The organism is Streptomyces africanus (assembly GCF_002150735.1).
Lineage (GTDB): Bacteria > Actinomycetota > Actinomycetes > Streptomycetales > Streptomycetaceae > Streptomyces > Streptomyces africanus.
Genome location: NZ_MUKA01000254.1, coordinates 1 through 8555 on the forward strand (window position 1 = coordinate 1; position 8555 = coordinate 8555).

Below are 8555 nucleotides of genomic sequence, written 5' to 3' on the forward strand. Positions count from 1 at the left end.
CGGATTGCGCCGCCAGCGCCACAGCCACACCTTCGGACCACGTAACGCCATCGAAGGCATCCTCCTCACGAGCGCATGACCATCCCGCCGCCCTCCCCATACGGAAGAGGGCCGCTGGATGCTCACTGCACGTACCCCGGGAGGGCGCCGCGGCCCGTGGCGGCGCCTTCGCAGGCGAGGGTGACGGACGCCCGTACACGGCGTCGACACGGCCCTGACCTGCGCCGGAGTCCGCTCGGGGGGTGACTGTCAGTGGTGGGGTGCAGACTGGCCCGTGTCTGAGACGAGGGCGTCGACGACGACGCCGCGGAGGTGATCGGCATGACCGAGGTACTGCTCGCCGTGGGCACGCGCAAAGGCCTGTTCATCGGGCGCCGGCGAGGCGGTGGCGCCTGGCAGTTCGACGAGAGCCCCTACTTCAACGCGCAGGCCGTGTACTCGGTCGCCATCGACACCCGCACGGCGACCCCGCGGCTGCTGGCCGGCGGCGACAGCGCGCACTGGGGCCCGTCCGTGTTCCACTCCGACGACCTGGGCCGGACGTGGACGGAACCGGCCCGGCCGGCCGTCAAGTTCCCCAAGGACACGGGGGCGTCGCTGGAGCGGGTGTGGCAGCTGCACCCGGCGGCGGCCGAGCCGGGCGTGGTGTACGCGGGCACGGAACCGGCCGCGTTGTACCGCTCGGAGGACCGCGGGGAGACGTTCGAGCTCGTCCGGCCCCTGTGGGAGCACCCCTCGCGGTCGAAGTGGGTGCCGGGCGGCGGCGGTGAGGGCCTGCACACCGTGCTCACCGACGCGCGCGATCCCAGGGCGGTGACGGTCGCCGTCTCGACCGCCGGCGTGTTCCGCACGCTGGACGGCGGCGCGACCTGGGCGCCCTCCAACTCGGGCGTCTCCGCGGTGTTCCTGCCCGACCCGAACCCGGAGTTCGGCCAGTGCGTGCACAAGGTCGCCCGGGACTCGGCGACCCCGGACCGGCTCTACCTCCAGAACCACTGGGGTGTCTACCGCAGCGACGACGCGGGCGCGCACTGGACGGACATCGGCGAGGGCCTGCCGTCCACGTTCGGCTTCGCGGCGGCCGCGCATCCGCACAGAGGCGACACCGCGTACGTGTTCCCGATCAACGCCGACGCCGACCGGGTCCCGGCCGACCACCGCTGCCGGGTCTACCGGACGGCGGACGCGGGCAAGAGCTGGGAGCCGCTCTCGGCGGGCCTGCCCCAGGAGGACCACTACGGCACGGTGCTGCGCGACGCGATGTGCACGGACGACGCGGATCCGGCGGGCGTCTACTTCGGCAACCGCAACGGCGAGGTGTTCGCCTCGGCGGACGACGGCGACAGCTGGCAGCAGCTCGCCTCGCATCTGCCGGACGTGCTGTGCGTGCGGGCCGCGGTCGTCGGCTGAGGGGAGGACGAGGCGGAGGGCCAGGCGGGGGGGCGAGGCGAGGGATGAGCTTACGAGCGGGCCTTGGCCACCGGTTGATCGCCGCTGCCCGTACGGCAGTAGGGTGACGCCCGTGGCACCACGACCCTTGCATGAAATCGTCGAAGCGGGCTGGGCGAAGGCCCTGGAACCGGTGGCCGAACGCGTCGCCGCCATGGGGGACTTCCTCCGGGCGGAGATCGCCGCGGGACGCACCTACCTCCCGGCCGGGCCGAACGTGTTGCGGGCCTTCCAGCAACCCTTCGACGACGTACGGGTGCTGATCGTCGGTCAGGATCCGTATCCGACCCCGGGGCACGCGGTGGGGCTGTCGTTCTCGGTCGCGCCCGAGGTGAGGCCGCTGCCCGGCAGCCTCATCAACATCTTCCGGGAGCTGAACGCCGATCTGGGCCTGCCGCAGCCGTCCAGCGGTGACCTCACGCCGTGGACGCGGCAGGGCGTGCTGCTGCTCAACAGGGCGCTCACCACCGCCCCGCGCAAGCCCGGCGCCCACCGGGGCAAGGGCTGGGAGGAGGTCACCGAGCAGGCGATCCGGGCCCTGGCGGCGCGCGGCAAGCCGCTGGTGTCCATCCTGTGGGGCCGTGACGCCCGCAATCTGCGCCCGCTGCTCGGCGACCTGCCCTCCGTGGAGTCCGCCCACCCCTCCCCCATGTCGGCGGACCGGGGCTTCTTCGGCTCCCGCCCGTTCAGCCGGGCCAACGACCTGCTGATCCGCCAGGGCGGCCAACCGGTGGACTGGCGCCTGCCGTGACCGGGGCCTCGGAAGGCCCGGCGTCGGAAATCCCGGCGTCGCAAGGCTCCGGCTTTCTCGCCGTGGACTCCGGCGGGTCCGGGCTCCGGGTGGTCGTGGGAACCGCCGAGCGCGGTCCGCTCGCCCGACGGGCGTCCGACGAGCCGGTGCGCACGGGTGACCGGGGCATCGACCCCGAGCATTTCATGGCGCGGCTGCTGCCCCTGGTGCGTGCCCTGACCGCCGAGGCGGGTCCCGTGCGGCTGACCGCCGCCGTCGTCGGCGCGGCCGGGCTCGCCTCGCTCGGTGCCGGGCTGCGCGCGGAACTGCCGGGTGCCCTGGCCCGGGAGTTCGGCGTACGGAGGGTCGCACTGGCCGCCGACGCCGTGACCGCGTACGTCGGTGCCCTCGGGCCCCGGCCGGGTGCCGTGATCGCCGGCGGCACGGGACTGATCGCGATCGGCACCGATCTTGCGGACTGGCGTCGGGCGGACGGCTGGGGTCATCTGCTCGGCGACTGCGGCGGCGGTGCCTGGATCGGGCGGGCCGGGCTGGAGGCGGCGCTGCGGGCCCATGACGGGCGGGAGGGCGGCTCGGCTCCGCTGCTGGCCTGCGCCGAGGAGGTGTTCGGGCCCGTGGCGGGGCTGCCCGGCGCGCTGTATCCGCGTCCGGACCGGCCCGCCGTCCTCGCCTCGTTCGCGCCCCGGGTGGCCGCCTGCGCGGACGGGGACCCCGTGGCGGCGGGCATCCTGCGCGCGGCCGCCCGGCACATGGCCGACTCCGCGGCGGCCGTGTGCCCGTCCGGCGGCGAGCCGCGCCTCGCCGTCACCGGCGGCCTGTTCAAGATGGGCGATCCGCTCCTCGTGCCCCTCGACGCGGAACTGGCGCGGCAGCTCCCGCACGCGCGGCGGGTGCCGGCCGAGGGCGATCCGCTGCACGGCTCGGTGCGCATGGCGGCCGAGCTGAGCACGGGTCCGCTCACTCTGCCGGGTGACGAGGCCCTGCTGAGCGTGACAACCCTGTCGGGTGACTGATCGGTCGCACACCATCCGCACGTCATTCCATCTGTACGTAACTCATCAGACAAAACCGGACGGATACCGCTCACCTGCCCCCTCCCCGAACAGGGGAGCCCAGGAAACCAGTAACATGCGGCGCCATGAGTTCCCCCACTGGACCCGAGTCCGGCCTCCCAGTACGAATGCCGCGACCCCGCCAGCCCGGACGGCACCGCCGTCCGGAGCCGCTGGTGGCTCCCGAGGGCGCGCCCGCGCTCGTCCTCGCCGTGCCGGGCACGCCCAGTAGCGCCACCCGCAGCCTCGCCGAAGAGGTCGTGAGCATCGCCCGCTCCGAGCTGCCCGGCCTCGACGCCCGCATCGGGTACCTCGACGGGGACAACGCGGAGTTCCCCACGCTTCAGGCCGTGCTCGCGTACACCGCCGAGGAGCGCACCGCCCGCTTCGAGCAGGCGCGTGCCGCCGGCCTGGACGTCAGGGAGCCCGACGGGCCCGTCGCGGTCGTCGTGCCGCTGCTCGCCGGCCCGGACAGCGCGCTGCTGCGCCGGGTCCGCCAGGCCGTCATGGAGAGCCGGATCGCCGCCGAGCTGACCGATGTCCTCGGCCCGCACCCGCTGCTCGCCGAGGCGCTGCACGTGCGGCTGTCGGAGGCCGGTCTGGCCCGGGCGGACCGTGCCCGGCTGTTCACCGTGGCCACCGCCGCCGACGGCATCATCCTGGCGTCCGTGGGTGGTGACGAGGCCGTGCAGGCGGCCGGGATCACCGGCATGCTGCTCGCCGCGCGCCTCGCGGTGCCGGTGATGGCGGCGGCCCTGGACCAGGAGGGCTCCATCGCGTCCGTGGCCGAGCAGCTGCGCTCCTCGGGTTCGCAGCAGCTGGCCCTCGCGCCGTATCTGATCGGGCCGGAGATCGAGCCGGGACTGGTCGAGGAGGCCGCGAAGGAGGCGGAGTGCTCCGCCGCCGAGTCGCTCGGGCCGTACCCGGCGATCGGGAAGCTGGCGCTGGCCAAGTACACGACGGCGTTGGGGATCACGCCGCAGCAGGCGCAGGGGACACCGGTTCGCTGACGCGAGGCGCGCCGCGTACGACCAAGAAGGCCCGCTCCCGGGTTCGGGGCGGGCCTTCGCCATCGGGGTGTGGTGTTGTCGGCCGAGTGCGGGTGCATCGTGGCTTGTCGCGCAGTTCCCCGCGCCCCTTATGGGGGGAAAGCCCCCCATGCCCCCCCGTCAGCCGACGACCACGCATGATGCTGCTGTCATCCTGATCGAGCCGCCGCGTCTTGGGATGCCCGTGCGCGGGTCGGTGGCGAACCACGTCACGTCGCCGGAGCGTTCGTTGGCGACGTAGAGGAAGCCGTCGGAGGCGGTGAGGGCGCGTGGCCAGTGGCCGCCGCAGGGCACCGTGGCGATCAGCCGCAGTTCCCCGCCCTCGACGGCGAGCACGGACAGGACGTCCTCGCCACGGGTGGCGGTCCACACGAAGCGGCCGTCGGGTGAGGTGACGATGCCCGAGGGGTAGGCGTCGCGCGCCGGTGCGCCGGGCAGGACCGGGGTCTCGATCAGGGGCGTCAGCACGCCCTCGGCCGCGTCCCAGCGGCAGACGGTGACGGAGGGGGTGAGTTCGTTGACGACGTACGCGTACGACCCGTCCGGGTGGAAGGCGAGGTGGCGTGGGCCCGAGCCGGGCCGCAGGGCCGTCTCCCGGTGCAGGGCGAGGGTGCCGTCCGTCAGCGTGCAGACCCGCACGGAGTCGGTGCCGAGGTCGACGCTCACGGCCCAGCGGCCGCTCGGGTCGGGCTGCACGTGGTGGGCGTGCGGCCCGTGCTGGCGCGGGGCGTGCGGGCCCGCGCCGGTGTGCTGGAGCACGTGGGCGGCGGACCGGGCGAGGGTGCCGTCGGGGCGGACGGGGATCGCGGTGACGCTGCCGGAGCCGTAGTTGGCGGTCAGGACGTGTCCGGCGAACAGGCTGAGGTGGGTCGGCCCGTCCCCGTCGACCGGCACGGACCGCCCGGCCGGCTCGGGCTTGTCCCCGTCCACGCGGTACGCGGCCACCGCGCCCTCGGCCGTCTCGCTGACCGCGTACAGGATGTCCGCGTCGGGGGACAGGGCCAGGTAGGAGGGGTCGGGGACGGCGTCGACGCTGCTCAGGAAGGTCAGCGCGCCGCTGTCGGCGTCGACGGCCGCCGTCACGATCCCGGGGCCGCCGGCCGCCGTGAAGGACCCGATGTACGCCCGCCGCCCGCTCGCGTCAGCCACGGCTGTCCCCTCTCGTCCCGCAACCATCCGGAATGACCGCGCAGCCGATCATGCGCGGTCTAGACCAAACGGTCAAGGACTGAGCCCTGGCGATCGACAGAGTCCGGCCGGGGCCCTTCCCGGGGCGTGCAGCACTCAGCCCCGGCCGGCAGCGACCCCGCCGACCGCCGGGCAAGCCCGCCAGAGCCCCTCAGCGCCGCGCGGCGCCGGCACCCCGACCCACGGTCGACCGGCGGGGCGCGCCTGGCCGAGCGAGATCCGACCGGGCCTCAGGGCGCGCATCGGCCGGGCGAGAACCGACCGGGCCCTCCCCAGGGCGTGCAGCACTGTGCACTCACGCGCCCACCCACGGCGAACCCGACGGGGCGCGCAGCGGCCGGGCGAGTTCCGACAGGGCCCGTTCCAGGCCGTGGAGGTGGGCCAGGGCGGGTTCCGTCGTGGTGGGGGCGTCCGTCTGGACCGAGACGTCTCCGCCGTCGGTGAGCGCCTCGACCGCGGCCTGCACGCGATAGCAGGCGGCAGCCAGACGGGCGTCGTGAGAGGCCTCGGGGTCGGCGGCGACGGCGACCAGGCCCCGGATCTCCCGGGCGCAGTCGTCGAGGAGGGCGAGTACGTGCCGGGCGCGTCGCTTGCGGCCGAGCATCGGGTTCAGCGGGTGCACCAGCGGGGCGACCGAGAGCCGCACCCGGGCGAGCAGCTGCTCCAGTTCGGCCGCCCGCGGGGCCGGGTCGGCGTCGGCCGTGCCCGCCAGGCGCCGGGCGGCCTCGGCGGTGCAGGCGTGGACACAGCGCAGGGCCCGCTGGATCCAGGCGTCGGTGATGCTGTGGGTGGTGACGGGCAGGATGAAGATCACGGCCAGCGCGGCGCCAAGTGCGCCGACGCCGGTCTCGGCGAGCCGCAGGGCGAGCAGTCCGGGGCCCAGCACGCCGAGGAGGCCGTAGAGCAGCCCGGCGAGAAGCGTCACCCAGAGCATCATCCAGGTGTAGGACACGGCGGCCGTGTAGAAGATGCCGAAGACGCAGGCCGCGGCGAGGACCGCCGTGACCGTCGGGTCCCCATGCACGGGCAGGGCCACGAGCAGGCCGACGGCGATGCCGATGACCGTGCCGAGGAGCCGGCGGAAGCCGCGGACCAGGGTCTCACCGCGCGAGGTGGTGTTGACGAAGATCCACCAGGTGGCGCCGACGGCCCAGTACCAGCGCTGCCCGGACACCAGCTGGCCCACGAGCAGGGCGAATCCGGCACCGGCGGTCGCCTGGACCGCCTGGCGGGTGGTCACCCGGGCCAGGCCGGTGCCGCCCGGCGGTACGGGCACGGCGGGCGCCGGCAGGCGGCGCTCATAGCACCAGAGCCCGAAGCGCACCACGGCGGCGGCGGGGACGGAGAGCAGGACCGCGGCGTAGACCTCGGGCAGCTGGGCCGGGGTGGCGTGCAGGAACTGCGCCACGAAGAACGTCATGAACGCGAACACGCCGAGGCTGTGTCCGCGCGGCCCCCAGCGGCGCGCGTAGACGCCCGCGCCGACCACGGCGAGGAAGGTGAGGTCGCGGGCCACCGGGTGGTCGTGCAGTCCGGCCGCGGCGGTGAGCACGGGCAGCCCGACGGCGGGCAGCAGCGCGGTGGTGACCGCCTGGCCGCGAACCGTGGCGTCGGTGACGGTGAACAGGGCGAGCAGGGCGGCGAGACCGCCGGTGACGGCCCCGGTGAGGGAGTGTCCGGCGAGGCCGCACACGGCGACCGCGAGCGCGATGCCCAGCACGGCACGCGTGGCGAACCGCAGCCGCGTCCGCCCCGGGTCCGGAGCCACGAACACCCTCGTCAGCACCACTTACCGCCCCCTTTACACCACCGGATCACGACACCGGATGAGCAAGCATGGAAAAGGCGCCGCGGAGTCCGCAGCGCCATCGACGCTTCCATATCAGCATCCCGGAGGCCACTGGCTCAACAGCCTCTTTCTAGACTGGTCCATTGGTACAGCCGGAGCTGTCGCGGAGCAGCCGTGGCAGGGCCAACGGACGAGGAGGGCGCGGCATGGCCGTGGACGAGCTCGACACCCGCATCCTGCGGCTGTTGCTGGAGCAGCCGCGCACGAGCGTGCGCGAGTACGCCCGGATCCTCGGTGTCGCCCGGGGCACGTTGCAGGCCCGGCTCGACCGTCTGGAGCGCGACGGCGTGATCACCGGCACGGCACCGGCCCTCTCCCCCGCCGCGCTCGGGCATCCGGTGCTCGCGTTCGTGCACATCGAGGTCACCCAGGGGCATCTCGACGAGGTGGGCGACGCGCTGGCGGCGGTGCCCGAGATCGTCGAGGCGTTCTCCATCACGGGCGGCGGGGATCTGCTCACGCGGGTCGTGGCGCGGGACAACGCGCACCTGGAGGACGTCGTCCAGAAGCTGATCAGCCTGCCCGGGGTCGTCCGCACCCGCACCGAGATCGCCCTGCGCGAGCGCGTCCCCCACCGGCTGCTGCCGCTGGTGGAGTCGATCGGCCGCGCGGCCCGGTCCTGACCCCCCGGCGGTCTGCGGATCATGGTCTTTGACATGCTGGAACCATGAGCAGTCTCGGCGGCATATCGGTCATCTTCGATCTCGACGGAACGCTCGTGGACAGCGAGCCGAACTACTACGAGGCGGGCCGGCAGACCCTCGCCGAGCACGGCGTCACCGACTTCAGCTGGACGGACCACGAGCGGTACGTCGGCATCAGCACGCAGGAGACGGTCGCGGACTGGATCGAGCGGTACGGCCTGCGGGCCTCCGTCGCGGAGCTGTTCACCGCCAAGAACCGTCGCTATCTGGAACTGGCGCGCCGTTCCACGCGCGCGTACCCCGAGATGCGCACGTTCGTCGAACTGCTCGCGGCCGAGGACGTTCCCATGGCCGTGGCCTCGGGATCCTCACCCGAGGCCATCGAGGCGGTCCTGGCGGGCACGGGCCTCGACACCCATCTGCGGACCGTCGTCTCGGCCGACGAGGTCGCGCACGGCAAGCCGGCCCCCGACGTCTTCCTGGAGGCGGCCCGCCGGCTCGGGGCGGACCCGGCGGCCTGCGTGGTGCTGGAGGACGCCGCCCCGGGCGCCGCCGCCGCGCACGCGGCGGGGA

Annotated in this window: 8 protein-coding genes; 6 read left to right on the plus strand and 2 right to left on the minus strand. The window is 74.2% G+C overall.

Features of this window, described 5'->3' with window-relative positions; all coding sequences use genetic code 11:
- The first annotated feature begins 312 nt into the window (after positions 1-312).
- From CCL05_RS29080 to CCL05_RS29095, 4 genes are all read left to right on the plus strand, one after another.
- The gene (locus tag CCL05_RS29080) at positions 313-1410 is read left to right on the plus strand and encodes a beta propeller repeat protein (protein ID WP_086563593.1); all 1098 of its coding nucleotides are present in this window, start codon (positions 313-315) and stop codon (positions 1408-1410) included.
- 112 nt (positions 1411-1522) lie between these two features.
- On the plus strand, positions 1523-2200 hold the full coding sequence (locus tag CCL05_RS29085; RefSeq protein WP_086563594.1) for a uracil-DNA glycosylase: 678 nt from the start codon (positions 1523-1525) through the stop codon (positions 2198-2200).
- Between the two features lie 62 nt (positions 2201-2262).
- The gene (locus CCL05_RS29090) at positions 2263-3213 is read left to right on the plus strand and encodes an N-acetylglucosamine kinase (RefSeq protein WP_425275951.1); all 951 of its coding nucleotides are present in this window, start codon (positions 2263-2265) and stop codon (positions 3211-3213) included.
- A 125-nt stretch (positions 3214-3338) separates the two neighbouring features.
- Positions 3339-4262 (plus strand): sirohydrochlorin chelatase, encoded by a 924-nt coding sequence (locus CCL05_RS29095; protein ID WP_086563596.1) that lies wholly within the window; start codon positions 3339-3341, stop codon positions 4260-4262.
- Between the two features lie 159 nt (positions 4263-4421).
- Here the strand turns inward: CCL05_RS29095 and CCL05_RS29100 are convergent, their stop codons facing one another.
- Entirely contained in the window at positions 4422-5477 is a 1056-nt protein-coding gene (locus tag CCL05_RS29100; RefSeq protein ID WP_086563597.1) for a lactonase family protein, read from the minus strand.
- 307 nt (positions 5478-5784) lie between these two features.
- Positions 5785-7275 carry an FUSC family protein gene (locus CCL05_RS29105; RefSeq protein WP_086563601.1) on the minus strand — a complete coding sequence of 497 codons (1491 nt, stop codon included), beginning with the start codon at positions 7273-7275 and terminating at the stop codon, positions 5785-5787.
- A 209-nt stretch (positions 7276-7484) separates the two neighbouring features.
- Between CCL05_RS29105 and CCL05_RS29110 the strand changes: the two genes are divergently transcribed.
- Positions 7485-7961, plus strand: coding sequence for an Lrp/AsnC family transcriptional regulator (locus CCL05_RS29110; RefSeq protein ID WP_020276158.1), 477 nt, complete (start codon positions 7485-7487; stop codon positions 7959-7961).
- 44 nt (positions 7962-8005) lie between these two features.
- The coding region (locus tag CCL05_RS29115) for an HAD family hydrolase (RefSeq protein ID WP_086563599.1) at positions 8006-8555 on the plus strand (550 nt) is incomplete at its 3' end.